The 21,697-nt window shown below is 72.0% G+C and carries 20 protein-coding genes; 12 read left to right on the forward strand and 8 right to left on the reverse strand.

The genetic code is table 11. From position 1 onward, the window contains the following. Positions 1-45 precede the first annotated feature (45 nt). The 9 genes from D9V37_RS11930 (at position 46) to D9V37_RS11970 (ending at position 9,220) form a co-directional block, all read left to right on the forward strand. Positions 46-342 (forward strand): thiamine-binding protein, encoded by a 297-nt coding sequence (locus D9V37_RS11930; protein WP_121806350.1) that lies wholly within the window; start codon positions 46-48, stop codon positions 340-342. After that, positions 339-752 carry a YjbQ family protein gene (locus tag D9V37_RS11935; protein ID WP_121806351.1) on the forward strand — a complete coding sequence of 138 codons (414 nt, stop codon included), beginning with the start codon at positions 339-341 and terminating at the stop codon, positions 750-752. The genes D9V37_RS11930 and D9V37_RS11935 overlap by 4 nt, the downstream gene beginning before the upstream one ends. A gap of 58 nt (positions 753-810) precedes the next feature. After that, positions 811-2,655 (forward strand): hypothetical protein, encoded by a 1,845-nt coding sequence (locus D9V37_RS11940; protein WP_121806352.1) that lies wholly within the window; start codon positions 811-813, stop codon positions 2,653-2,655. Between the two features lie 34 nt (positions 2,656-2,689). Continuing rightward, positions 2,690-3,058 carry a hypothetical protein gene (locus tag D9V37_RS11945; RefSeq protein WP_121806353.1) on the forward strand — a complete coding sequence of 123 codons (369 nt, stop codon included), beginning with the start codon at positions 2,690-2,692 and terminating at the stop codon, positions 3,056-3,058. 370 nt (positions 3,059-3,428) lie between these two features. After that, positions 3,429-4,466: a hypothetical protein gene (locus D9V37_RS11950; RefSeq protein ID WP_121806354.1), complete on the forward strand. Its 1,038-nt coding sequence runs from the start codon at positions 3,429-3,431 to the stop codon at positions 4,464-4,466. 14 nt (positions 4,467-4,480) lie between these two features. Then, positions 4,481-5,410 (forward strand): SMP-30/gluconolactonase/LRE family protein, encoded by a 930-nt coding sequence (locus tag D9V37_RS11955; RefSeq protein ID WP_121806355.1) that lies wholly within the window; start codon positions 4,481-4,483, stop codon positions 5,408-5,410. Between the two features lie 11 nt (positions 5,411-5,421). Then, positions 5,422-7,329 carry a 1-deoxy-D-xylulose-5-phosphate synthase gene (gene dxs / locus D9V37_RS11960; RefSeq protein ID WP_121806356.1) on the forward strand — a complete coding sequence of 636 codons (1,908 nt, stop codon included), beginning with the start codon at positions 5,422-5,424 and terminating at the stop codon, positions 7,327-7,329. A gap of 98 nt (positions 7,330-7,427) precedes the next feature. After that, positions 7,428-8,357 carry a proteasome assembly chaperone family protein gene (locus D9V37_RS11965; protein WP_121806357.1) on the forward strand — a complete coding sequence of 310 codons (930 nt, stop codon included), beginning with the start codon at positions 7,428-7,430 and terminating at the stop codon, positions 8,355-8,357. Then, positions 8,357-9,220, forward strand: coding sequence for an acyl-CoA thioesterase (locus D9V37_RS11970; protein ID WP_121806358.1), 864 nt, complete (start codon positions 8,357-8,359; stop codon positions 9,218-9,220). The genes D9V37_RS11965 and D9V37_RS11970 overlap by 1 nt, the downstream gene beginning before the upstream one ends. A 2-nt stretch (positions 9,221-9,222) precedes the next feature. On the opposite strand, the gene D9V37_RS11975 is transcribed toward D9V37_RS11970, so the two are convergent. From D9V37_RS11975 to D9V37_RS11985, 3 genes are read right to left on the reverse strand one after another with little or no spacing between them, the layout of a single operon-like run. Next, positions 9,223-9,957 carry an SDR family NAD(P)-dependent oxidoreductase gene (locus D9V37_RS11975; protein ID WP_121806359.1) on the reverse strand — a complete coding sequence of 245 codons (735 nt, stop codon included), beginning with the start codon at positions 9,955-9,957 and terminating at the stop codon, positions 9,223-9,225. 13 nt (positions 9,958-9,970) lie between these two features. Continuing rightward, positions 9,971-10,846, reverse strand: a complete 876-nt coding sequence (locus D9V37_RS11980; protein ID WP_121806360.1) for a MaoC family dehydratase — start codon at positions 10,844-10,846, stop codon at positions 9,971-9,973. A gap of 5 nt (positions 10,847-10,851) precedes the next feature. Beyond that, entirely contained in the window at positions 10,852-12,186 is a 1,335-nt protein-coding gene (locus D9V37_RS11985) for a 3-oxoacyl-ACP reductase (protein WP_121806361.1), read from the reverse strand. A gap of 239 nt (positions 12,187-12,425) precedes the next feature. On the opposite strand from D9V37_RS11985, the gene D9V37_RS11990 reads away from it, so the two are divergent. Then, positions 12,426-13,706, forward strand: coding sequence for an acetyl-CoA C-acetyltransferase (locus tag D9V37_RS11990; RefSeq protein WP_121806362.1), 1,281 nt, complete (start codon positions 12,426-12,428; stop codon positions 13,704-13,706). Positions 13,707-13,994: 288 nt separating this feature from the next. Here D9V37_RS11990 and D9V37_RS11995 read toward each other — a convergent pair whose 3' ends face one another. Then, positions 13,995-14,678: a TetR/AcrR family transcriptional regulator gene (locus D9V37_RS11995; RefSeq protein ID WP_121806363.1), complete on the reverse strand. Its 684-nt coding sequence runs from the start codon at positions 14,676-14,678 to the stop codon at positions 13,995-13,997. Positions 14,679-14,732: 54 nt separating this feature from the next. Further along, positions 14,733-16,253 (reverse strand): ATP-dependent DNA ligase, encoded by a 1,521-nt coding sequence (locus D9V37_RS12000; protein ID WP_121806364.1) that lies wholly within the window; start codon positions 16,251-16,253, stop codon positions 14,733-14,735. A gap of 44 nt (positions 16,254-16,297) precedes the next feature. On the opposite strand from D9V37_RS12000, the gene D9V37_RS12005 reads away from it, so the two are divergent. After that, positions 16,298-17,218: a DNA-3-methyladenine glycosylase family protein gene (locus D9V37_RS12005; protein ID WP_232524879.1), complete on the forward strand. Its 921-nt coding sequence runs from the start codon at positions 16,298-16,300 to the stop codon at positions 17,216-17,218. On the opposite strand, the gene D9V37_RS12010 is transcribed toward D9V37_RS12005, so the two are convergent. Next, entirely contained in the window at positions 17,211-18,080 is an 870-nt protein-coding gene (locus tag D9V37_RS12010; protein ID WP_121806365.1) for an alpha/beta fold hydrolase, read from the reverse strand. The genes D9V37_RS12005 and D9V37_RS12010 overlap by 8 nt on opposite strands. Positions 18,081-18,101: 21 nt before the next feature. Continuing rightward, on the reverse strand, positions 18,102-19,361 hold the full coding sequence (locus D9V37_RS12015) for an endonuclease/exonuclease/phosphatase family protein (RefSeq protein ID WP_121806366.1): 1,260 nt from the start codon (positions 19,359-19,361) through the stop codon (positions 18,102-18,104). Between the two features lie 159 nt (positions 19,362-19,520). Here D9V37_RS12015 and D9V37_RS12020 point away from each other — a divergent pair, with 159 nt between their 5' ends. Next, positions 19,521-21,167 (forward strand): fatty acid--CoA ligase, encoded by a 1,647-nt coding sequence (locus tag D9V37_RS12020; RefSeq protein ID WP_121806367.1) that lies wholly within the window; start codon positions 19,521-19,523, stop codon positions 21,165-21,167. Between the two features lie 22 nt (positions 21,168-21,189). On the opposite strand, the gene D9V37_RS12025 is transcribed toward D9V37_RS12020, so the two are convergent. Then, a complete protein-coding gene (locus D9V37_RS12025) occupies positions 21,190-21,666 on the reverse strand; it encodes an Lrp/AsnC family transcriptional regulator (protein WP_121806368.1) in 477 nt (158 codons plus the stop codon). Positions 21,667-21,697 lie beyond the last annotated feature (31 nt).

A 21,697-nucleotide genomic window follows, 5' to 3' on the forward strand; every position in this document is an offset into this window, starting at 1 on the left:
GGAACCGTCCGTTCGTCGTGGGAACCGCGCTCCTAGGGTGGACGCATGATCGTCGCTTTCAGCATCAGCCCGGGCACCGCCGACGAGACCGGGTCGGTCAGCGACGCCGTCGCGGAGGTGGTGCGGGTGGTCCGCGCCTCGGGCCTGCCCAACGAGACCAATGCGATGTTCACCAACATCGAGGGCGAGTGGGACGAGGTGATGGCCGTGGTCAAGCAGGCCGTCGAGGTGTGCACCGCCGTCTCGCCGCGGGTCTCCCTGGTGCTCAAGGCCGACATCCGGCCCGGCTTCACCGGCCAGCTCTCCGCCAAGGTCGAGCGGGTGGAGGAGCGGCTGCGGTGAGGAGCACGCTGCTCGACGTCCGCACCGGCTCGCACGAGGTCGTCCGCGACCTGACCCGGGCCTGTGCCGACTTCGTCGCCGGCGCGGGCGACGGCCTCCTGCACGTCTTCGTGCCGCACGCCACGGCCGGTATCGCGATCCTCGAGACCGGTGCCGGTTCCGACGACGACCTGCTCGCCGCCCTGGGCGACCTGCTGCCCGCCGACGACCGCTGGCGCCACCGCCACGGCAGCCCCGGTCACGGTCGTTCGCACGTGATGCCCGCGCTGGTGCCGCCCTACGCGAGCGTGCCCGTGCTCGGCAGCCGGCTGGCGCTCGGAACGTGGCAGAGCATCTGCCTGGTCGACCTCAACGTCGACAACCCCGACCGGCGGGTCCGCCTCAGCCTTCTCACCGATTCCGCCTCCTGAAACGGACATTTCCTCTACGGTGGTCCTCGTCAGACCCGGGGGACCATGGAGCGGGGCCATGTCGCAGGACGTACGCGCGCGTGTCGTCGCGCTCGTTGCTGTCCTGGTGTGCGCGGGCACGGGCCTGGTCGGCGCGCCGTCGGCCGCCGCTTCGACCCCGTCGACCACCGGCTCCATCAGCGGGGTCGTGACCGCACAGCCGGGCGTGGAGGTTCTGACCGCCGAGCTCGAGGTCCAGCAGGACGGCGTGTGGGTTGCCGCGCCCGACCTTCAGGACCAGAACGTGGGCCTCGACGGCAGCTACACCATCGCCGACGTGCCGGCCGGTGCGGACTACCGACTGTGCTTCGACGGCATCGCCGGTGACAGCCTCAACGGGCCGGTCGGCTGCCACGGTGGCGACTTCCCCGAGTCGGCCACGGCGGTGGCCGTCTCCAGCCAGGCGCAGACGATCGACACCACGCTGACCACCGAGCCCGTGACCGTGTCGGGCACCGTGGTGAGCACCAGTGGCGCGGCGGCAGCCAGCGTGGTGACGCTGGAGCGCCAGGTCGGGACGGCCTGGGAGGCCGACTACACCAACGCCCCCGACGGCAGCGCCGACGGCACCTACTCCTTCGCGGTGCTCCCCGCCACGTACCGGATCCGCGCGGTCCCCAACGACGTCGCCGCGAACCAGCATCTGGCGACCTCCGTCTCGCCGGCGATCACAGTGTCGGCCGCCACCACCTTCGCCCCCCAGCAGCTTCCGGCCGGCGGCACGATCACGGGCACCCTCAGCGCTCCCGCGGGCTCCTCCGCCGCCGGTATCGACGTCCGGGCGCTGGCCGACGGCGTGCCGATCATGACCACCCGTGCCCGCGACGACGGCACCTACTCGCTCACGCACGTGCCCACGGGCACGCAGCTGACGGTGGCCGCCGCGTCCGTCGAGGACTCCACGGACCTGCAACCGGCGGTCTCCGTTGCCGCGACCATCCCGCCGGCCCAGACCTCGCCGCTGGTCGAGAACCTCACCCTGAGCCGCGGGGCGAGCATCACGGGCACGGTCGTCGGCGCCGACGTGCCCGAGGGCGATGCGTTCGTCCGCGCGTGGGATCCCGCCGGCTCCGCACCGTCGCGGGTGGCCGACGTGCTCGACGCGGCCGGCGACTTCGTGCTGCGCGGACTCACCCCGGGCCGGAGCTACCGCATCTCCATCGACCCGCGCGACGGCTCGCCGGTGCGCTACCTGACCGCCGGGGCCAACGTCAGCCTCTCCGCGTCGTCGACCGGGTTCGCCGCGCCCGACTCGCTGGGCTACGTCGACCTCGACGGCCTCGCGGGCAGCGTGTCGTCACCGGCGGTCTCCACCTCGGGTGGCCTGCAGGTCGGCGCCGGCGGCCTCGGCGTCAGCGCGTCGTGGGCGGCCAGCCCTCGGCCGACGCTGGTGACCTACACCTGGTACGTCGGCAACCGCGTCGTGGGCCCGAGCGCCGCCGCCAGCAGCTACGTCCCGACCTCCGCCGACGTCGGCCAGCCGGTCTCCGTGCTGGTCACCGGCGCGCTGAGGGGCTACCGGAGCTCACGCACGACTCTCTCGCTCGGCACGGTCACGGCACAGCCGGCCCAGACGGCCCCGGTCGTCCGCCCCAGCCTGGCGGTCACCGGCCGTCCGACGCTCGCCGGCACCGCGAAGGTCGGCAAGCGGCTGAGCGCCCGGGCCGGTACGGCCACCCCGGCCGCTGCAGCGAGCTTCCAGTGGCTGCGCAACGGAGTACCGATCGCGCGGGCCACGGCCACGGCCTACAAGCTCACCAAGGCCGACAAGGGCAAGCGGATCTCGGTACGCGTGAGCTGGATCCGCGCCGGCTACTTCTCCGCGCTCGCCACCTCTGCCGCCACGACGGCGGTCAAGAAGTAGCACACACGTTCGACAAGCCGGCTAGGCTGTCCACATGGTCGCCTACCAACCGCCCGGTTGGCCGCGGGAGGTCCGCCCGCCCGGCGCTCCGGACTGGGAGCGCACGGCGGGCGCATGGCTGCTCGACGTGTGTCCGCCGGATTACCGCGGCTATCCGCTCTTGCGTCGCCACCTGTTGGTGCTGGCCCGATTCGCGGTGCTGCACGCCGAGGCCTGCCAGCTCGGCGTCGAACGCGGCCTGAGCGGACTGCGGGTGGAGCTGGCGGAAGTCGTCGACGGCGTCGTGCTGGAGCGCGCCGTGGAGACGCTGCACCACGAGCAGGCGCGGCTGATCGGTCAGCGGCGAGCGGTCGGACTGGTCGAGGACGGCCTGCGCGGACGGCGTTTCGTGCCGCGGATCTGAGCGCTGATGTCGCGACTTTTCTCTGGCCGCATTTGAGAGTTTTCCGCGGATCGAAAATGCCGGGCTAGACCGTCTCGTCGTCCGGCGGTCATTCGATCGAGCGACGCGTTCGGGTATTCGCGACGCTGACCGTGCGGCCGGCCGGCTACGCCCACCCGGCGACGATTTCCGCCACGACAGTATGCGTCCACTGGCCGCAGGGGCCGGCCGGCGTCCGCACGGCGCCGGCCGACAGCCTCCGGGAATACCGGAGACCGACCCGGCCAAGCGGACCAATTCCGGCATTTCCTGCATTCCGTCGACAAGTTCAGCTTACGGTCGTTTCGCCAGGCGGTCGCGCCGGGCACATCAAGGGGGAAGGGACATTCCCATGTCCGTCATTCACAATGCCTCGCGCGCTCTCGCGCCGCTGGTCACCACCGCGCTCGCAGCCGGTCTGGCCGTCACGGCCGCGCCGGCGATGGCGTCGTCGAACGACCATGCGGTCGCCGTGCACATCAACTCCACCTCGGTCATCCCCGGTTGGCGGGTGAGCCTGCTGTGCACACGTCCCGACGGCAGCACCTACTCACCCGCAGCGGTGTCGGCGACGCCGCACCCGAACCAGCTGATCCCGGTGATCCCCGACTACTACGAGGCGACGTTCACGCACGTGCCCGATGGCGTGTGCGGCGCCCAGGCGACCAACCCGCTGGGCGGGACTGGCAGCGTGAGCGGAGTGTCGGCCGCCGACGGCGCGCTCTTGTCGATCACGCCCGACTCCACCTTCCGGTTCGCCTGCGCTCACCCGGGCGTGATCACGGGATCGTCCGTGGTGGGCCAGACCCTCACCGCCTCCTCGGCGAGCCTCGTCGGTGGCCTGGGTGACCCGGCCGCACGCGTCTTCAGCTGGTACCGCTCGGGCGTCGCGCAGCCCGTCCAGCGCTCGGCCTCGTCGTCCTACGTCGTGTCCGCGGCCGACGCCGGGCACCAGCTGTCCGTCGTCGAGTCGGACTCGCTGCTCGGTCTCTCGAGCCTCGCCAGCCTGCTCACCGCCCACGGGTCGGTGATCTGCGCCGCGGCCTCGACCACCCTGGTCCTGGCGAACGACCCCACGCCGGCCAGCGCCCCCACGATCCAGGGCAAGGCCGTGGTCGGCCACCGGCTGGTGGCCGACGCCGCCGTGGCCCCGGCCGGAGCGACGATCACCGGCTACCAGTGGTACCAGCTCCGGGCGACCAAGGCGCACCAGCGCCGCAACAAGGAGCGGGTGGCCATCAAGGGCGCCCACCACCGCTCGCTGCGCATGAAGGAGCGCCTCGCGGGCCACCACGTCCTGGTCGGCGTCACCTACACGCTGCCCGGTCACCGTCCCGTCACCGTCTTCTCCAAGGCCGTGAAGGTCAACAAGGAGCGCAACAAGGAGTGACCTAGGGTCGGCGCATGTCGCTGCCTGTCACCGTCGTCCCGGTCCCCGCGCACGGCGCCGAGGACGTCGTCGTGGCCGACGACGGGCTGGTGTACACCGGCACGGTCGAGGGGAGCATCTTCCGGGTGCGGCCCGACGGTGCTCGCGTGGACCGCGTCGCCACCACCGGCGGACGGCCACTGGGCCTCGAGCTGCTCGCCGACGGCCGGCTCCTGGTCGCCGACGCCCACCGCGGGCTGCTGGCGGTCCACGTCAGCGGGTCCGGCGACGTCGAGGAGCTGGTCACCGAGGTGGGCGGCCGGCCGATGCGGTTCTGCAACAACGCGGCGGTGGCCGGCAACGGTGACGTCTGGTTCTCCGACTCCAGCACCCGGTACGGCATCGAGCAGTGGAAGGACGACCTGGTGCAGGACACCCGCACCGGACGCCTCCTGGTGCGTCGCGCGAGCGGTGAGGTGGAGACGGTGCTCGACGGGCTGGCCTTCGCCAACGGGGTCGCGCTGGCCCCCGACGACTCCTGGGTGGCGGTGGCCGAGACGGCCGCGCGCACGGTCGTCCGCCGCTGGCTCACCGGCGAGCGGTCTGGTCAGCGCGAGCTGCTGGTCGCCGACCTGCCCGGCTACCCCGACAACATCTCGCTCGGCTCCGACGGTCTCGTGTGGGTGACGATCGCCTCGCCCACCGACCCGGTCGTGAGCCTGCTGCAGCGTGCGCCGGGGCTGATCGGCCGCGCTGCCACCGCCGTCCCCGGCGCCCTGCAGCCCAAGCCGAAGCGGACGGTGCGGGTGATGGCCTTCGACGCGCAGGGCCGCACGGTGCACGACCTGGCCGGCGACGCCTCGGGCTACCACATGGTCACCGGCGTACGCGAGCACGACGGCCGGGTCTGGCTGGGCAGCCTGGAGGAGGGTGCGGTCGCGGTGATGGACGTTCCGGCCTCGTAAACTCACCTGTCATGGGTCACCTCGAACGGCTGCGCGGTCCTGCCGACCTGCGGTCCCTCGACCCCGGGGAGCTCGACGAGCTCGCCACCGAGATCCGCGACTTCCTGGTCACCAAGGTCTCGCGCACGGGCGGTCACCTCGGGCCGAACCTCGGCGTCGTGGAGCTCACCATCGCCCTGCACCGGGTCTTCGACTCCCCGCGCGAGCCGATCGTCTTCGACACCGGCCACCAGAGCTACGTCCACAAGATGCTCACCGGCCGGGCCGACGGCTTCGACCGGCTCAAGCAGGAGGGCGGCCTCTCGGGCTACCCCTCGCGGTCGGAGTCCGAGCACGACGTCGTGGAGAACCAGCACGCCTCCACCTCGCTCTCCTACGCCGACGGCCTGGCCAAGGCGTTCTCCATCCGCGGCGAGGACCGCACCGTCGTGGCCGTCATCGGCGACGGGGCGCTGACCGGCGGCATGGCCTGGGAGGCGCTCAACAACATCGCCGCGGGCCAGGACCGGCCGGTGGTCATCGTCGTGAACGACAACGGCCGCTCCTACACCCCGACCGTCGGCGGGCTGGCCGAGCACCTCACCGCGCTGCGCACCAACCCCCGTTACGAGCAGGTGCTCGACGTCGTCAAGACCCGGCTCAACGGCGTCCGCGGCGTCGGCCCGGCGGTCTACGACGCGCTCCACGCGATGAAGAAGGGCATGAAGGACGCCCTGGCCCCGCAAGGACTCTTCGAGGACCTCGGGCTGAAGTACGTCGGCCCCGTCGACGGCCACGACCGGGTGGCGCTCGAGCAGGCGCTGCGGCAGGCCAAGCGGTTCGGCGGGCCGGTGATCGTCCACGCCATCACCCGCAAGGGCTTCGGCTACGACCACGCCGAGCAGCACGAGGAGGACCAGATGCACGGCCCCGGGCCGTTCGACGTCCTCACCGGGGCGGAGAAGCCCAAGGGCCGGCAGTGGAGCGACGTGTTCGCCGAGGAGATGGTCGCGCTCGGGGCCGAGCGTCCCGACCTGGTCGGCATCACCGCCGCGATGCTCTACCCGGTCGGCCTCGACCGCTTCGCCGCGGCCTACCCCGACCGGGTCTTCGACGTCGGCATCGCCGAGCAGCACGCCACCACCTCGGCGGCGGGGCTCGCGCTGGGCGGCCTCCACCCGGTGTTCGCGGTCTACGCGACGTTCCTCAACCGGGCCTTCGACCAGATCCTCATGGACGTCGCGATGCACCGCCTCGGTGTCACCTTCGTGCTCGACCGCTCCGGCGTCACGGGTCCCGACGGGGCCAGCCACAACGGCATGTGGGACCTGTCCTTCCTGCAGATCGTGCCCGGCCTGCGGCTGGCCGCCCCACGCGACGCCACCCGGCTGCGCGAGCTGCTGCGCGAGGCGGTCGAGGTCGCCGACGCCCCCACGGTCGTCCGCTATCCCAAGGGCGGTCCGCCCGTCGACCTCGACGCCGTCGATCGCGTCGGGGGCCTCGACGTGCTGGCCCGCGACGGCGCCCGCGACGTGCTGCTGGTCGGCGTGGGCTCGATGGCGACCACCGCGGTCGACGTCGGGAAGCGGCTGGTGGCGCAGGGCATCGGCGTCACCGTCGTCGACCCGCGCTGGGTGAAGCCCTACGACGAGGCCGTGGTGGACCTGGCCCGCGGCCACCGGCTGGTGGTCACCGTCGAGGACAACGGTGTGGCGGGCGGCTGCGGCGCGGCGCTGCTCCAGCTGCTGGCCGAGCGCCGGGTCGCCACCCCGGTGCGCATCCACGGCATCCCGCAGGAGTTCCTCGACCACGCCTCGCGCGACTCCATCCTCGAGCGGGTGGGCCTGACCCCGCAGACCATCGCGCGCCAGGTGGTCGAGGACATCGCGGCGCTGCCGGACCCAGGAGCGTTGACGCCTCCGGTCGGCTCAGACCGCTGAGCCGACGCCGCGAACCTGCGCGGCGAGCCCGGCCGGCGTCACGGCCGGCGTCACGGCCGGCGTCACGACGTCCACCCGGTGAACACTAGGGTTGTCCCATGCCGCAGGCCCGTTTCGTGCACATCGTCGACGAGGTGCCGGAGCTCGGTGCGCTGCCCGTGGGTCCGGTGCTCGTCGTCGGTCTCGACGGGTTCCTCGACGCCGGCAGCGCCTCGGCCCTGGCCATCACCTACCTGCTCGAGTCCGACGCCGGCCGTGTGGTCGCCAGCCTGGAGGTCGACGAGTTCTACGACTACCGCGCCCGGCGGCCCGCGATGACCTTCCACGAGAACCACTACACCGACTACGACGCGCCGCGGCTGGTCGTGAGGCTGCTGCGCGACGCCGCCGGCACGCCCTACCTGCTGCTCACCGGTCCCGAGCCGGACATCCGCTGGGAGGGCTTCGCCGGCGCGGTCCGCGCGGTCGTCGAGCACTTCGGCGTCCGGCTGATCGCGATGCTGGGCTCGGTGCCGATGGCGGTGCCGCACACGCGCCCGGTGCAGCTGACCAACCACGCCACCGACGAGTCGCTGCTCGTGCAGCCCAACAGCTGGCGCGGGGAGATCCGGATCCCCTCCAGCGCTCAGGCCCTGCTGGAGCTGCGGCTGGGGGAGTGGGGCCACCCGGTCCTCGGGTTCGTCGCCCACATCCCGCACTACGTCGCGCAGCTGGGCTACCCGCAGGCCTCGGTGGCGCTGCTGGAGTCGATCGGCGGATCGACCGAGCTCACCTGGGACCTGACCGGGCTGCGCGAGGCGGCCGAGCGGCAGGCCGGCGAGATCGAGCAGCAGATCGCCGACTCCGAGGAGGTGCGCGAGGTCGTGTCCGGCCTGGAGCAGCAGTACGACGCCTTCCACCGCGCGGCCGAGCAGGACCAGGGTCTGCTCGCCGAGGGCGAACCGCTGCCGTCGGGCGACGAGATCGGCGCCCAGTTCGAGCAGTTCCTCGCCGGCCTCGACGGCGACGAGAAGCGGGACGAGAGCTGATGCCGCACTCGGTGGAGGAGCTCGTCGGCCTGCTCGACCTCGAGCGCATCGACGACAACCTGTTCCGCGGCACCCAGCCCGACACCTCGCGCCAGCGGGTGTTCGGCGGTCAGGTGGCCGCGCAGTCCCTGGTCGCGGCCAGCAGGACCGTCGACGCCGAGCACCACGTGCACTCGCTGCACTCCTACTTCCTGCGGCCCGGCGATCCGGCGGTGCCGATCGTCTACGACGTCGACGACCTGCGCGACGGCCGCTCCTTCACCACCCGCCGGGTGGCCGCGCGCCAGCACGGTCAGGAGATCTACTTCCAGACCGTCAGCTACCAGATCGACGAGGACGGGCTCGACCACCAGGACGCGATGCCCGACGTGACGCCGCCCCAGGAGTGCCCGCAGCTGAGCGACCTGTTCCGCGACCACGCGCCGGAGGCGGCCGAGGAGTGGGACAAGGAGTGGGCCGCGCTCGACATCCGTTGGGCCGGCGACTCCTCCGAGAGCGGCGGCCTCGCACCCGACCAGCACCCGGCCCGCAACCGGCTGTGGGTGCGGATCAACGGCGAGCTGCCCGACGACCCGACGCTGCACGACGCCGTCTTCACCTACGCCAGCGACCTGACGTTGCTGGCCGTCTCGCTGGTGCCGCACCGGATCATGATCGGCTCGCCGAAGCTGATGCCGGCCTCGCTGGACCACGCGATGTGGTTCCACCGCCGGTTCCGCGCCGACCGGTGGTGGCTCTACGACCAGGTCTCGCCCTCGGCGTCGGGCGCCCGCGGCTTCGCCGTCGCGCGCGTGTTCACCGAGTCCGGTGTGCTCGGCGCGAGCGTGGCCCAGGAGGGCCTGATCCGGGTCCGCACGCGGTAGCGCTACCGCGCCTCCGGGTCGTCCCCGCGCGCGGCACGACCACCGTCGACGGGCAGCACCGCGCCGCTCACGAACGAGGCGTCGTCGCTGAGCAGGAACGCGACCGTGCGGGCCACCTCCTCGACCGACCCCGCCCGGCCCAGCGGGTGGAGCCGCGCCAGCTGGGAGTCGACGTCGGGATGGACGTCCCGGTAGGCCTGCGAACGGTCGGTGACGATCGAGCCGAGCGCCACCGCGTTGACCCGGATCCCGTCCGGGCCGTGGTCGACCGCAGCGGCTCGCGTCAGACCTTCGGTGGCCGCCTTGGCCGTGGCGTACGGGAGCGCCCCTCGCACGGCGCGCTGCGCCTGGTGCGAGGACACGTTCACGATGGCGCCGCCGCGGTCGTGGGCGAGGAAGTGGCTCACGGCCACGCCGGTGCCCACCACCGCCAGCCGCAGGTTGGCCTCGATCAGCTCCATCACCTCACCGGCAGGCGACGTCGCCAGGTCGGCGTCGCGGAAGACCGCCGCGTTGTTGACCCAGCCAGCCAGTGGGCTCAGCTCCTCGGCGGTCCGCGCCGCGCGGCGTGCGTCGTCCTCGTCACCTGCGTCCCCGGTGAGCAGCACCAGGCCCGTGTCGTGCGGAGGGGGGTCGTCGACGACGTCGAGCACCACCACGTCGCCCTCGGCGCTCAGCCGCTCGGCGATCGCGCGTCCGACGCCCCGAGCTCCACCGGTGACGACGTAGGAGGCCATGTCCCCAGTCGTACTACAGGGCGCTCGCCCGGCCCACCAGGTGTGGGGCGCCGTCCTTCGGGCGGGTCAAGGAGAACTCCACGTCGTCGTGGCCGATCCGGGAGCCGAAGGCGACCTTCGCGGGAAGGAACACCGGCTTCTTGAACTCCGCCACGACGGTGGCGGCCTCCGGGAGCCGGTTGTCGAGCGCGGCGACCGAACGGGCCAGCGTGCACATTCCGTGGGCGATCTGCTGCTTGAACCCGAAGGCCTTGGCGGTCAGCCCGTAGAGGTGGATCGGGTTGTGGTCGCCGGAGACCGCGGCGTAGCGGCGGCCGAGGTCGGCCGGCAGCCGCCAGGTGATGGGTCCGGGCGGCACGATCTCGAGCCGGTCGCGCTCGGCGGGGGCCTCCGGGTCGCCGCGTCCGACCCGCAGGTACTGCGAGGTCGACTCCCACACCGTCTCGCCGTCGGCCCTGACCTCGGTGACCAGGTCGAAGACGGTGCCTTTGGCGTGCTGGTGCCGGTTCGCGGGCCGCACCGTGACGCCGAGGGTCTCGCCGAGCCGGATCTGTCGGTGCTGGGTGATGGTGTTGGCCAGGTGCACCGACCCGATCGCCGGGTAGGGGAAGGAGGCGTCGGTCATGATCGCCATCTGCAGGGGGAAGGAGAGCAGGTGCGGGTACGTCAGCGGCAGGTGCTGGCGGGTCGGGAACTCGCAGACGCGCGCGTACGCGGCGACGTGTGCAGGGTCGACCGCGATGCCCTCGCGCACCAGCGTGAGGTCGGGCAGGTCGCCGCCCTTCTTGGCGATCCCGGGAAGCAGGTTCACGCCCGGCAGCACCGGCAGCGCGGCCTTGAGCATCGTCGCCGCGCCCGACGGGTTGTCCTGCACCACCTTCGTCGTCATCGTGCTCAGGCTCCCAGCATCATCTGGCCGCACACGCGGACGGTGTTGCCGTTCACGGCGGTGGAGCCGGGGGAGGCGTACCAGGCGATGGCCTCGGCCACGTCCACCGGTTGCCCCGCCTGGCTCATCGCGTTCAGGCGCTGGCCGACCTCGCGGCTGGCGAACGGCATGGCGTCGGTCATCTTGGTCTGGATGAAGCCCGGGGCCACCGCGTTGATCGTGATGCCTTTCTTCAGCGTGGGCGCGAGCTCGTCGACCCAGCCGATGACGCCGGCCTTGGAGGCGGCGTAGTTGGTCTGACCGAGGTTGCCGGCGATACCGGCCATGGAGGAGACCCCGATGATGCGCCCGTTGTCCTTGATCAGGTTCTGGGCCAGCAGCTCGGCGGTGATCCGCTCGGGCGCGATGAGGTTGACCGCCACGACCGAGGCGAAGCGGTCCTCTGCCATGTTGGCCAGCCGCTTGTCGCGGGTGATGCCGGCGTTGTGGACCACGACGTCGACCTGGCCGTAGGTGTCCTTGACGTACTGGGCGATGCGCTGCGGGGCGTCGGGGCCGGTGATGTCGAGGGTCAGGCTGTCGCCGTCGAGCTCCTTGGTCACCGCCAGCAGCTCGCTGGCGGCCTGCGGGACGTCGATGCCCAGCACCTTCGCACCGTCGCGGTGCAGCACGCGCGCGATCTGCTCGCCGATGCCGCGCGAGGCGCCGGTGACGATCGCGACCTTGTTCGTCAGCGGCTGCTCGACCGAGGGGACCGGCTTGGCCTTGGTGACGCCCGTGGCGCCGATCCGGACGACCTGGCCCGAGACGTAGGCGGACTTGGGCGAGAGGTAGAAGGCCAGGGTGCTCTCGAGTGCCTGCTCGGCGCCCTCGGCGACGTAGACCAGCTGCACGGTCGAGCCGCGGCCGATCTCCTTGCCCAGCGAGCGGGTGAATCCCTCGAGGGCACGCTGGGCCACGCGGTCCTCGCCGGTCAGCTTCTCGGGGATCGCGCCGAGCACCAGGACGCGGCTGCAGCGGGCGAGGCTGCGCAGCTTGGGGGTGAAGAAGCGCTCGAGCTCCACGAGGTCCTCGGCGGTGCGGATACCGGTGGCGTCGAAGACCAGGCCCTTGTAGGTCTGGCCCTCGACCGCCTCGTCGGTGTTGGCGATCTCCAGCTTGTCCAGCGAGGCGGTGAGCTGGTCGACCAGCCGGCCGGCGCCGCCGGTGACCACGGTGCCGTCGACCAGCGGTGAGCCCGGAGTCCAGCGGTCCAGCTTGACCGGGGCGGGCAGGCCGAGGTTCTTGACCAGCAGCTTGCCGATCGGCGTGGTGGTGAAGGCCTGGTAGCGGTCGGTCATGGCGGGACGCACTCCTGCGAGGTCGGGGTCGCTCAGCGGTAGGTTCGTCGAACGTAACGAGTGGTGTAACTCAGTGTCCACCTTTCGTGACCTGCCCCTCACGGCGTTCCCTTTCCACCGGGCGCGAGACAGGATGGGAGTCAACCTACCCACGGGTAGCCCCGGACCGGACCGACCGGCCCCGTCCGGGCCTGCAGCCCGTACGGTGCAGCACAGCCCTCGATGCGCAGGAGGAACCCATGCCCGCAGGCACCCGACGTGTCGCCGTCCTCGGTGGCAACCGGATCCCGTTCGCCCGCTCCAACACCGTCTACGCCACGGCCAGCAACCAGGAGATGCTGACCGCCGCCATCGACGGCCTGGTGGCGCGCTACGGCCTCGCGGGGGAGCGACTGGGGGAGGTGGCCGCCGGCGCGGTGCTCAAGCACAGTCGCGACTTCAACCTCACCCGTGAGTCGGTGCTCGGCTCCCGGCTCGCGCCGACCACCCCGGCCGTCGACCTGCAGCAGGCGTGCGGCACCGGGCTGCAGTCGGCGATCTACATCGCCAACAAGATCGCGCTGGGGCAGATCGACGCCGGCATCGCCGGCGGCACCGACACCACCTCCGACGCGCCGATCGCGATCGGGGAGAAGCTCCGCCAGATCCTGCTCGAGGCCAACCGGGCCAAGACCACGCAGGGCCGGCTGGCCGCCCTGGCCAAGATCCGCCCGCAGTACCTGGTGCCGTCGATCCCGCAGAACGGCGAGCCCCGCACCAAGCTGTCGATGGGCGAGCACCAGGCGCTGACGACGCTGGAGTGGCAGATCAGCCGCGAGGCCCAGGACGAGCTGGCCGTCGCCTCCCACCAGCACCTCGCCGCGTCGTACGAGTCCGGCTTCCAAGACGACCTGATCACCGCCTTCGACGGCCTCGAGCGCGACCAGAACCTGCGCGCCGACTCCTCGCTGGAGAAGCTGGCCAAGCTCAAGCCGGTCTTCGGCAAGGGCGAGGCTGCCACCATGACCGCCGCCAACTCCACACCGCTGACCGACGGTGCCGCCGTCGCGCTCTTGGCCACCGAGGAGTGGGCCGAGGCGCACGGCATCGCGGTGCGCGCCTGGTTCGTCGACGCCGAGACCGCGGCCGTCGACTACGTGCACGGCGGCGAGGGCCTGCTGATGGCGCCGGCGTATGCCGTGCCGCGGTTGCTGGAGCGCAACGGGCTCACGCTGCAGGACTTCGACTTCTACGAGATCCACGAGGCGTTCGCCTCCCAGGTGCTCTCGACCCTCAAGGCCTGGGAGGACCCGGTGTTCTGCAAGGAGCGCGTGGGCCTCGACGCCCCGCTGGGCTCCATCGACCGCTCCAAGCTGAACGTCAACGGCTCCTCGCTGGCCGCCGGTCACCCCTTCGCCGCCACCGGCGCGCGGATCCTGGCCAACCTCGCCAAGCTCCTCGAGCAGAAGGGCTCCGGGCGGGGCCTGATCTCGATCTGCGCCGCCGGCGGGCAGGGCGTGACCGCGATCCTGGAGCGCTGAGGCGAGCGCAGCGAGACGTGGCGCTCCCGATCGCAGGACCCGAAACGACAGCGGCGGGGGTTTTGCCGGGCACCCGGCAAAACCCCGTGAATTTGTCGCAGATGTCGGGCCGTAGCGCGGGGTTTCGGTAGGTCACTGTCCGAGATGGGGGATTCGCCAGCACCTGTGCGGTGTCGTCGACGGCGGACGTGAGCTGCTACGGAAGCTGGGCAGGCACCACCGACACGTCGGTGGTGAGCGCCGTCACTCGCCGGTGCACCGGCGATTTACGGCAACGGCTGCGCCACCTCAGCGGGCCAGTGCCAAGGCGCTGCGCACCAGGTGGTCCTTGACCTGCTGAGCGGAGAGGGGGGCCACCATCGGGACGCCGGGGGCGGCCTCCTTCACCAGCATGCCGACGCGGGCGAGCTGCAGGGCGCCGAGGCCGGTGGCGTAGAGGGTGTTGGCCACCAGGTCGACGTCGTCGATGGCGAACTCACCGGCGTCGACGCCGGCCCGCAGGGCTGCGCTGAGCACGCTCAGGCAGCCGGCGATGCCGCGCCCGAGGCGGAACAGGGCGCTCTCGGAGATCTCCTCGAGCAGCTCGGGGCCTGGGCGGCGCATCAGGGTCTGCGCGCAGTCGACGAAGGCCGGGAACTCCAGCCCGAAGTCGACGAAGGCCTCGGTGATGGCGCGGACGCGACTCACGGGGTCGCCGTCCTCGACGCCGGAGGCGGTGCCGGTCAGCCGGGAGTGGAGGTCGTCGAGGTAGCCGACGAGGGTGAGCGCGAAGAGCTCCTCCTTGCCGGTGAAGTGCCGGTAGATGATGGCGCGGTTGACCCCGACGGCCCGGGCGACGTCCTCGATCTGCGCGTCGCGGACCCCGCGCTCGTCGAACAGGGCGCGGGTGGCGGCCAGGATCTCCTGCTCGCGCTTGCGGCGTCGCGCCAGGGCGGCGCTGCGACGCCGGTCGGTACTCGCGGGCGTGCTCACGACCTCAGGGTAACGACAGATGTAACGCCGAGTTGCACAGACGTGACACAGACCTCAACGGGCCAGATCGCGCACGGTCTCGATGGTGTCGGCCTCCTCCGCGCGCTTGTCCTCGCGGTAGCCCAGCACGCGCGCGAAACGCAGGGCCAGGCCGCCGGGGTAGCGGGTGGAGCGTTGCAGGCCGTCGAAGGCGATCTCGACCACCTGGACCGGCTGGACGTGGACGACGTGTCCGTCGCGGTAGGTCTCCAGCGCCAGGAACCGCTCGGTCTGCCAGGCCAGCATCTCGTCGGTCATCCCCTTGAAGGTCTTGCCCAGCATCACCCAGCCGCCGGTGCTCGGGTCGCGGGCGCCGAGGTGGATGTTGGAGAGCAGGCCGCGGCGGCGGCCGCTGCCCCACTCGACGGCGAGCACGACCAGGTCGAGGGTGTGGCGCGGCTTCACCTTCACCCAGCCCGAGCCGCGGCGACCGGCCTCCCAGCTGCCGTCGAGCGACTTCACCACCACGCCCTCGTGGCCGCGGGCGAGGACCTCGCTCTGCTGGTCGGCCGCCTCCTGCTCGGTGGTGGCCAGCACGCGGGGCACCACGAAGGCCGGCGGCACCACCGCGGCGAGCACCTCGGCGCGCTCGACGGCCGCGACGTCGATCAGATCGCGGCCGTCGAGGTGCAGCACGTCGAAGAAGTACGGCGTCATCGCCGCCTCGGTGGCGCCCGGGCCGGACGTCAGGGTCATCGAGCGCGAGGCGGTCTCCTGGAACGCGCGCGGCCGCCCGGTCTCGTCGACCAGCAGCGCTTCGCCGTCGAGCGCCAGCGAGCTCGCCGGCAGCTCGCGGACGACGCTGACCAGCTCGGGGAAGCGATCGGTCAGGTCGTCCAGGCTGCGCGACCAGATGCGCACCTCGTCGCCGCTGCGGTGTGCCTGGATCCGGATCCCGTCGAGCTTGCCGTCGACCAGGCACGGCAGCCCTACCGACGCCAGGGCCGCGGTGAGGTCGGGCGCGCTGCCCGCGAGCATGGGCTGCACGGGCCGGCCCACCTCCAGGCGCACGTCGCGCAGCGCAGGCTCGCCGCCGGTGGCCGCCAGCCCGGCCGCCACCGGGGCGGAGCCGGCCAGCATCACGGCCCGCCGGACGACGCCGACCGGGATCTCGAACGCCGCGGCGATGCCCTCGACCAGGACGCCCTCGAGCGCGCCCGTGCGGATCTCGCCGGTCACCAGGCCGCGCAGCAGCGCCTGCTCGGGCTCGGTGGCGGCGCCGACGAGGTGCTCCAGCAGCCGGCGACGCTCGCTCTGGGAGCCCGCTCCCGCCACGCCGGCGAGCTCCTCGAACGCGGCGTCGACCTCGCTGACGCCGAGCGAGGCCTCGGCGGCCGGTGCGGGCAGGTCGGTCAGCGAGCGCCAGCCGACCCCGGTGCGGCGCTGGCGCAGCGACCCCATCAGGTAGGAGGCGACCAGCGGCACCTCGTCGAGGTCGGCGGCACGCAGCGCCTCGGCGACCGCGGCCGTCTTGGCCTTGCGCGATCGCGTGGCACGCACGGCGTCGAAGGTGGTGACGAGGTCGGCCAGTCGCATGTCGCCATTCAAACCGTCGCCACCGACATCTACCGTGTCGTGGTGTGAGCAGGTTGCCGCAGGTCCGCACCTGGCGGGCCGGCCGGCCGGTGCCGGTCCGGCAGATCCTCTCGATCCTGCGCAAGGGACCCGGCGACCCGACCTTCCGGACGCCCGGGGCCTCGGTCTGGCGCGGGCTGCGGACGCCGCAGGGCACCGCCACGCTGCACGTGCGCACCACCGCCGGCGAGGTGGTGGGGGAGTCGTGGGGCGAGGGAGCCGGCTGGGCGCTGGACCACCTGCCAGCGCTGCTGGGTGCCGACGACGACGTGTCGGGGTTCGTGCCGCATCACCCCGTGCTCGAGCACGCCTGGCGACGCCACCGCGACTGGCGCGTGACCCGCACCGGCCTGGTGATGGAGGCCCTGATGCCGGCGATCATCGAGCAGAAGGTGACCGGGCAGGAGGCCTTCGCCGGCTTCCGTCGCATCGTGCACCGCTTCGGCGAGCGGGCGCCGGGGCCTGGGGTGGAGGTCGGGTTGTGGGTGCAGCCGGCCGCCGCGACCGTGCGGACCATCCCGTCGTGGGGATGGCTGCGCGCGCACGTCGACCCGGCCCGGTCGCGTCCGCTGGTGCGCGCGGCGTCCTACGCCTCGAACCTCGAGCGCACCATCGAGCTCGGCGCGGTGGAGGCCGACCGGCGGCTGCGGGCGCTGCCGGGCATCGGGGCGTGGACCTCGGCCGAGGTGCGGTTCCGCGCGCACGGCGACGCCGACGCGGTGAGCTTCGGCGACTACCACGTCGGCAAGAACATCTTCTGGGCCCTGACGGGCGAGGCCGTCGACGACGACGAGCGCCTCGCGGAGCTGCTCGAGCCCTGGCGCGGGCACCGCTACCGGGTGCAGCGGCTGGTCGAGCTGGCCGGGCTCGCACGACCCAGGCACGGCGCGCGCATGGCGCCGCGCACCCACCTGCCCGTCAGGTGAGGGCGTCGGCCAGGAGTCCGAAGATCTGGTCGGTCGCGCCCAGGGTGATCGAGAGGTGGCCCTCGCCCGCGAGCAGGTGAGGGCGCGTGCCCGGCAGGTGCGCGGCGAGCCACTCGCCGTGGGCGAAGGGGACCATCAGGTCCAGGTCGCCCTGCCAGACGTAGGAGGGCACCCGGACGGCGTCGAGGTCGAAGCCCCACGGGGAGATGAAGGCCAGGTCGTCGTCGAGCCAGCCGTCGACCCCGTTGCGCAGGCCCTCCCTGAACTGCGCGGCCAGGTCGGCGCCGAAGCTGTCGCTCAGCTCGGCCCGGTCGACGTCGGGCAGCAGGCTGGCCATGCCGGTGACGATGCCGGGGCCGTCGGTCTGGGCCATCGCGGCGCCCTCGGGCTCGAGGTAGGTGCGCAGCGCGGGCTCGCCTTCGAGCGCCGCGCCGAACTCCTCGATGTTCTGCTCACCCATGCCGGCCAGGAAGTCCAGCCCGTCGACGCCGTACGGGGCGACACCGGCCAGGCTGGCGACGGCGGCCACGCGGTCGGGCAGCACCGCGGCGGTGGCCAGGGCGTGCGGTCCGCCCCCCGACCAGCCGGCGCTCACGCAGCGCTCGACGTCGAGGTGGTCCAGCAGCTGGCGCACGTCGTCGACCACGTCGACGACGCTGCGGCCGGGGTTGCGGTCGGAGGCGCCGTAGCCGGCCCGCGAGTAGCTCACCAGGCGCAGGCCCGCCCGCTCGGCGGCCTCGACGAAGGCGGTCAGCGGGGTCACCGACCCGGGCGTGCCGTGGTGGTAGAGCAGGACGGCACCCCTGCCGCCGGCATCGTGGTAGTCCAGGACACGGCCGTCGGCCAGGCTGAGCTTCGGCATGCGACGAAGCCTAGGGCCGCCTCAGGGGATCTGGATGTCCGCCCAGATCAGGTTGTGGTCCGAGGGGTTGCCGTAGGTGTTGACGACGTTGTGGTAGGCGAAGCTGCCGTTGATGCCGCGCATCATGATGTAGTCGGCGCGCGTGCCCTGGCCCGACGGGTTCGGCGACGCGGTCTTGTGACCGTTGAATGTCGAGTAGTTCGCGTTCACCCGCGACAGCGAGGCCTGGGCGTCCCAGAAGCCGTTGCGCACCAGGACCGGCTGCGCCTGCTCGGCGCTGCCGTAGGGCTCCCGGTTGGAGGTGAAGTCGCCGGCGATGATGGTCGGCATCCCGTCGTTGGGCAGCGCGTTGGCGGTCGCCTGCGCCGCCGCGCCGGTCTGGGCGTTCGTGCCGCCGTAGTGGACCGAGGTCACCCGGAAGGTCTTCGAGCCGGCTCGCGTCGTGCAGGTGGCCGTGCTCCACCCCGCCACTAGGCTCGAGGAGCAGGAGGAGAACACGCTGGGGTTGTACAGGATCGCCTCGCTCGCCTCGGGGTTGACGATGCCCCAGCCCAGCGCACTGGCGACCTGGCGGCCGCCGTCGCCCCGGCTGCCGTTGGTCTCCTGCACGGCGACGATGTTGGCGCCCGACGCGGCGATGTTCTGGGCGTCGGCGCCCCAGTTCTGCGAGATGCCGTCGAGGTTGTACTGGCCCAGGCGCACCGCGGCGCCGGCGGCCGGGGTGGCGATCTGCGGCCACACCGCGACGTACTTGGACTTGTGGCGCGGAGCGCGGTCGCGGGAGTTGTCGGCCCACAGGTCCATGAAGACCGGGTTCCCGTAGGCGGGGGAGAGCTGGTAGGCGCCTAGACCGCTGATGTCGAGGGTGGCGCTGCGCGTGGAGCCCGACAGCCACTTGGGGCCGACGTACGTGGTCGGGCCGGGCCACTTGCCGTAGGGGCCCGAGCTCCACAGCACCGAGTACCGGTTGGCGCCCTTGGTCTTCGACCAGGTGATCGAGGCCTGGTTGGCGGCGGGACCGGTGACCGCGTGCGGAGACGGGATGCCCAGCTTGCGGTTCTTGATCTTGGTGTGGTGGTGCTTCTTCTTCTTCTTGTGCTTGCGGTCCGCGTCGGCGTGCACGGCGGCGTGGGCCGCGGCCAGCGCGGTGGCGCGACCGCCGGCGGCCGGGTCGGCGCCGAGGGAGGAGGCCGCCGTCAGCCCCACCACACCCAGCGAGGCGGACAGCGAGAGCGCCAGCAGACGCACGGTGCGGGTGGTCGGGAATGTGGGCGCGGACATCGGTAAGCGAGGCTCCCTGGATCGATAACGTCTCTCAACAGACTAAACGGACAAACTGGGCATTGGTTACGTTTGGCGAAGTTCCGGTCTGGACCGCGGTGCTTCTTGTGTGGGGCGCCGGCGATGGGGAGGATCGGCGCACAGTGGCGAGGAGGCCCCATGCGCAGCACGATGCAAGACGTCCAGCTCACCCTCGGGTCGGTGCTCAAGCACGGCACGACGGTCCACCGCGACTCCGAGGTGGTCACCGCGACCGCCGACGGCGTCCGCTCGATGAGCTACAACGACCTGGGTCGACGCTCCGCGCAGCTGGCCAACGCGCTGCGCTCGCTCGGCGTGGTGGGCGACCAGCGGGTCGGCACCTTCCAGTGGAACAACACCGAGCACCTGATGGCCTATCTGGCGGTGCCCTCGATGGGCGCGGTGCTGCACACCCTCAACATCCGGCTCTTCCCCGAACAGCTGGTGTACATCGCCAACCACGCAGAGGACCAGGTGGTGATCGTCGACGACTCACTGGTGCCGCTGCTGGCCCGGCACGTGGGGGAGTTCGAGACGGTGCACACCGTGCTCGTCGCCGGCCCGGAGGCTGCCGCCGCCGACCTCGACGCGCTGGGCGCCTCAGGCAAGCAGGTCCTCGTGCTCGACGAGCTGCTCGACTCCCAGGCCGAGGACTTCGACTGGCCCGACGTGGACGAGCGCGACGCCGCCGCGATGTGCTACACCAGCGGCACCACCGGCAACCCCAAGGGCGTCGTCTACAGCCACCGCTCGGCCTGGCTGCACTCGGAGATGGTGACGACCGGCAACGTGGCGGGGATGTCCTACCGCGACCGCGTGCTGCCGATCGTGCCGATGTTCCACGCCAACAGCTGGGGACTGTCCTACGCCGCGCTGATGAGCGGGGCCTCGCTGTGCATGCCCGACCGCTGGCTGCAGGCCGAGCCCCTGGTCCGGTTCATCCTGGAGTCCCAGCCGACCCTGTCCGGGGCCGTGCCGACGGTGTGGAACGACGTCCTGGGCTACCTCGACGACCACCCCGAGGTGAAGCTGGACTCGATCCGCAAGATCCTCTGCGGCGGCTCGGCCGTCCCGGTCTCGCTGCAGAAGGCGCTCGCCGAGCGGCACGACATCACAATCCTGCAGGCGTGGGGCATGACCGAGACCTCGCCGGTGGCCACGGCCGCCGGCGTGCCCCTCGGAGTCGAGGAGGGCAGCGAGGAGGCGTGGCGCTTCCTGGGCAGCCAGGGCCGGGTGCAGTGCGGGGTCGAGGCCAGGATCACCGCCGACGACGGCAGCGAGCTGCCCTCCGACGGCGAGGCGGTCGGCGAGGTCGAGGTCCGCGGCCCGTGGGTGACCGCGGGCTATTACGAGTCCGACGACCCCGAGGTGGCCGCCAAGTTCAACGACGGCTGGCTGCGCACCGGCGACGTCGGCCATCTCGACCCGCTCGGCTACATCACGCTGACCGACCGCGCCAAGGACGTCATCAAGTCGGGCGGTGAGTGGATCTCCTCGGTCGACCTGGAGAACGCGCTGATGGGTCACCCGGCGGTCAAGGAGGCCGCCGTGATCGGCATCCCCGACGAGAAGTGGCAGGAGCGTCCGCTGGCCTCCGTCGTGGTGCGCGAGGGGCAGTCGGTCACGGCCGAGGAGCTGCGCGAGCACCTGCTGCGCGACTTCGCCAAGTGGCAGCTGCCCGACGCGTGGGCCTTCATCGACGAGGTGCCGCGCACCTCGGTCGGCAAGTTCGACAAGAAGGTAATCCGTAAGTGGTACGCCGACGGGGAGATCGAGGTCTCCTGAACCCTGGTTCGAACCTGGCGGCCTACCGCACGCCCCAGCTGTAGGTCTGCTTGGCCAGTCGCAGGTAGACGAACGTCTCGGTGGTGCGGACACCGGGGATCGCGCGGATCCGGGTCGAGACGAGGTCGAGCAGCTCCTCGTCCCCGGTGCTGACGACCTCGCACAGCACGTCGTAGGTGCCGGCCGTCATCACCACGTAGTCGACCTCGTCCATGGCGGCCAGGGCGTCCGCGACCGGCTCGAGCGGACCGTCGACGCGGATGCCCACCATGGCCTGGCGGCCGAACCCGAGCTGGAGCGGGTCGGTGACGGCGACGATCTGCATGATGCCGGCCTCGGTGAGGCGCTGGACCCGCTGACGGACCGCGGCCTCGGACAGTCCGACGGCCTTGCCGATCGCGGCGTAGGAGCGGCGACCGTCCTGCTGCAGCTGCTCGATGATCTGCTTGGAGACGTCGTCCAGACCCACCGACGACCTGCTCGACGTCCGCTCGCTCATGACGCCTCATGGTCCGTGCCGAGCACAGATT

Origin of the sequence: Nocardioides mangrovicus (genome assembly GCF_003674065.1) — a bacterium.
GTDB lineage: Bacteria > Actinomycetota > Actinomycetes > Propionibacteriales > Nocardioidaceae > Marmoricola > Marmoricola mangrovicus.

Bases quoted from the DNA above. Each gene is read 5' to 3' on its own strand.
- D9V37_RS12015 (WP_121806366.1), bottom strand. From the start codon at position 19,361: ATGTCCGCGCCCACATTCCCGACCACCCGCACCGTGCGTCTGCTGGCG.
- D9V37_RS11965 (WP_121806357.1), top strand. From the start codon at position 7,428: ATGCCGCAGGCCCGTTTCGTGCACATCGTCGACGAGGTGCCGGAGCTC.
- D9V37_RS12020 (WP_121806367.1), top strand. From the start codon at position 19,521: ATGCGCAGCACGATGCAAGACGTCCAGCTCACCCTCGGGTCGGTGCTC.
- D9V37_RS11945 (WP_121806353.1), top strand. From the start codon at position 2,690: ATGGTCGCCTACCAACCGCCCGGTTGGCCGCGGGAGGTCCGCCCGCCC.
- D9V37_RS11955 (WP_121806355.1), top strand. From the start codon at position 4,481: ATGTCGCTGCCTGTCACCGTCGTCCCGGTCCCCGCGCACGGCGCCGAG.
- D9V37_RS11940 (WP_121806352.1), top strand. From the start codon at position 811: ATGTCGCAGGACGTACGCGCGCGTGTCGTCGCGCTCGTTGCTGTCCTG.
- D9V37_RS11970 (WP_121806358.1), top strand. From the start codon at position 8,357: ATGCCGCACTCGGTGGAGGAGCTCGTCGGCCTGCTCGACCTCGAGCGC.
- D9V37_RS12000 (WP_121806364.1), bottom strand. From the start codon at position 16,253: ATGCGACTGGCCGACCTCGTCACCACCTTCGACGCCGTGCGTGCCACG.
- D9V37_RS11980 (WP_121806360.1), bottom strand. From the start codon at position 10,846: ATGACGACGAAGGTGGTGCAGGACAACCCGTCGGGCGCGGCGACGATG.
- D9V37_RS12010 (WP_121806365.1), bottom strand. From the start codon at position 18,080: ATGCCGAAGCTCAGCCTGGCCGACGGCCGTGTCCTGGACTACCACGAT.
- dxs (WP_121806356.1), top strand. From the start codon at position 5,422: ATGGGTCACCTCGAACGGCTGCGCGGTCCTGCCGACCTGCGGTCCCTC.
- D9V37_RS12025 (WP_121806368.1), bottom strand. From the start codon at position 21,666: ATGAGCGAGCGGACGTCGAGCAGGTCGTCGGTGGGTCTGGACGACGTC.
- D9V37_RS11975 (WP_121806359.1), bottom strand. From the start codon at position 9,957: ATGGCCTCCTACGTCGTCACCGGTGGAGCTCGGGGCGTCGGACGCGCG.
- D9V37_RS11930 (WP_121806350.1), top strand. From the start codon at position 46: ATGATCGTCGCTTTCAGCATCAGCCCGGGCACCGCCGACGAGACCGGG.
- D9V37_RS11985 (WP_121806361.1), bottom strand. From the start codon at position 12,186: ATGACCGACCGCTACCAGGCCTTCACCACCACGCCGATCGGCAAGCTG.
- D9V37_RS11950 (WP_121806354.1), top strand. From the start codon at position 3,429: ATGTCCGTCATTCACAATGCCTCGCGCGCTCTCGCGCCGCTGGTCACC.
- D9V37_RS11990 (WP_121806362.1), top strand. From the start codon at position 12,426: ATGCCCGCAGGCACCCGACGTGTCGCCGTCCTCGGTGGCAACCGGATC.